The following is a 2,275-nucleotide window of genomic DNA, read 5'->3' as shown; positions in this document are numbered from 1 at the left end:
GCCAGATCGCAACAAGGATGATGGCGGGCACGCTTGCCATTCCTGGCCGCAGGGCTCTGCTGGAGAGCCGCATTCCAGTCGGTCGGTTGGGAACTCCCGAAGACGTCGCGGAGGCCGTGGCCTGGCTGTTGTCGCCGGCTGCGTCCTTCGTCAACGGCATCGTCATGCCGGTCGACGGCGGCGAGAGCGCGGGGTTGAAAACGCTCGCCTTGCCTGAAATCAGCAACGGCTTATGAAAGCCAGTTGACTTATAACTTATAAGTAGTACGGTGGCTTTGTGAATGAGCGACAGCGCGGACGAACCCTAAGGCGCATTCGCCGAAACGGTGACATCCACGCATCGGCAGGTATCTCTGCTCCCCAGGCAGACCGGGGAGCCGGCGATTTTGCCGGCCCCCCACCCGGGAACACACGAAACAAATGGGGAATCACATGACCAAGAATCGCGCTTTCCAATCCATGCTCGCGGCGGCTTTCGTCACCAGCGTGGCCGTCCTGCCCAACGCCGCCCATGCCAAGGATTGGTGGCCCTTCAAGATCAACGCGGCCAAGGGCGGCGATCTGAAAAAAGTCGAGGCACTTGACTATGTGCCGCTGGAAAAGGCCGAGAAGCCCTGGAACCTGTGCGTTCTGTTTCCGCACCTCAAGGACAGCTACTGGGTCTCGGTCGACTACGGTATCGTTGAGGAAGCAAAGCGCCTGGGTGTCAAGGTGACGGTGCTGCAGGCCGGCGGCTATGACGCGCTGCCCAAGCAGCTGTCGCAATATGACGATTGCGTCGCATCCGGCGCCCAGGGCATCCTCGTCGCCGCCATCTCGGAAGCCGGTCTTGCGGCCAAGCTGAAGGAGGGCGACGCCAAGGGTCTTGTCCAGATCGCCGTCGCCAACCCAATTCTCGAGACCCCGATCACCGCGCGGATCACTCCCGATACCTACCAGAAGGGCTTTCAGGAGGGGGAGTACCTCAAGAAGTACCTCGGCGACAAAAAGACGACCGCGATCGGCCTGCCGGGTCCGCAGGGATCGGGCTGGGCGGAGAGCTATATGGCGGGCTTCCGCGACAGCACCAAAACCGGCAACATCAAGCTCGCGGCCGAGCTCTATGGTGAGCCCGGCGTTCCGCAAAGCCTGCGCATCGTCGAGGACGCGTTGCAGACCTATCCCGATCTCAACGTGATCTGGGGCGGGGCGGCGGCGGCCGAAGCGGCCGTCAGTGCCGTCGCCGACGCCGGCCGAGACGATGTCGTCATCATGTCGTCCTACGAGAACCAGACGATGCTGAAGCTGGTCAAGGAAGGCAAGGTGCTTGGCTTTGCCGCCGAGTATCCGGTCATGATGGGCCGCATCAGCGTCGACCTCGCGGTGCGAGCGTTGGAAAAGAAGGACTACGAGAAGGTTCTGCTGGTCGCGCCGGGTATCGTGACCAAGGACAACGTCGACAAAATCGACCCGACGCAGATTTTCGCGCCCGATGGGTGGAAGCCTGAATTTTCGGTACAATAGTCCCATCTTCGATGGGCGGCAGACCTCGGCCTTGGCCTGCCGCCCTTTCTGCTTCGATCTCGGTGGTGTCAAAAGATGCTTGAACTTACGGGTATTACGAAGCGTTTCGGGGGTGTGGTGGCGCTTGACGGCGTCGACTTCACGCTGCTGAGCGGTGAGCTCCATGCCCTTCTCGGTGAAAACGGCGCCGGCAAGTCGACGCTCATCAATCTGATAGCGGGAACCTACGCCTGGACCGAAGGCTCGTGCCGTATTGACGGCCAAACCGTTTCCGCGCTGACCCCTCAGAAATCCCGCGGTGCCGGCGTCGCGGCTGTGTTCCAGGAATTCAGTCTCGTCCCCGACCTCACGGTCGAGGAGAACCTGTTTCTTGGACGCGAGATCAAAGGACGGCTTTTCCTGAACCGGCGCGCGATGCGTGCCCGCGCGGAAGAACGCTTCCGCGACATTGGCTTTCACGTCGAGCTGGATAGCAAGATCGAAACGCTGACCCGAGCGCAAAAGCAGATGGTCGAGATTGCCAAAGGCATGCTTTCGGATGCCAAAATCCTCATCCTGGACGAACCGACCGCGTCGCTTACCGACGGTGAAGCGGAAAAACTGTTCGCCGCCATCGCGGGCCTCAAGGCTCGGGGCGTCGGGATCATCTATGTGTCGCACCGCATGGCCGAGATCCGTCGGCTCGCTGACCGTGTCACGGTCTTGCGAGGAGGGCGCAAGATCGACACAGTGGCCATCGCCGCGGCATCGGACGCGACCCTGATCGAGATGA

General features: G+C 61.4%; 3 protein-coding genes. All 3 read left to right on the top strand.

Translation table 11 applies throughout. The annotated features are described in order from the left end of the window. The coding region (locus NKJ06_RS35170; RefSeq protein WP_352812520.1) for an SDR family oxidoreductase at positions 1-236 on the top strand (236 nt) is incomplete at its 5' end. A 196-nt stretch (positions 237-432) separates the two neighbouring features. Beyond that, positions 433-1,503, top strand: a complete 1,071-nt coding sequence (gene torT / locus NKJ06_RS35165; protein WP_352812518.1) for a TMAO reductase system periplasmic protein TorT — start codon at positions 433-435, stop codon at positions 1,501-1,503. A 75-nt stretch (positions 1,504-1,578) separates the two neighbouring features. Further along, positions 1,579-2,275 (top strand): ATP-binding cassette domain-containing protein (locus NKJ06_RS35160; protein ID WP_352812516.1); only part of this gene is annotated, 697 nt, incomplete at its 3' end.

Source organism: Mesorhizobium sp. M0293 (genome assembly GCF_040321735.1).
Taxonomy (GTDB): Bacteria; Pseudomonadota; Alphaproteobacteria; order Rhizobiales; family Rhizobiaceae; genus Mesorhizobium.
The sequence above is the reverse complement of the archived record's forward strand: the minus strand, read 5'-3'. Positions and strand labels throughout refer to the sequence as shown.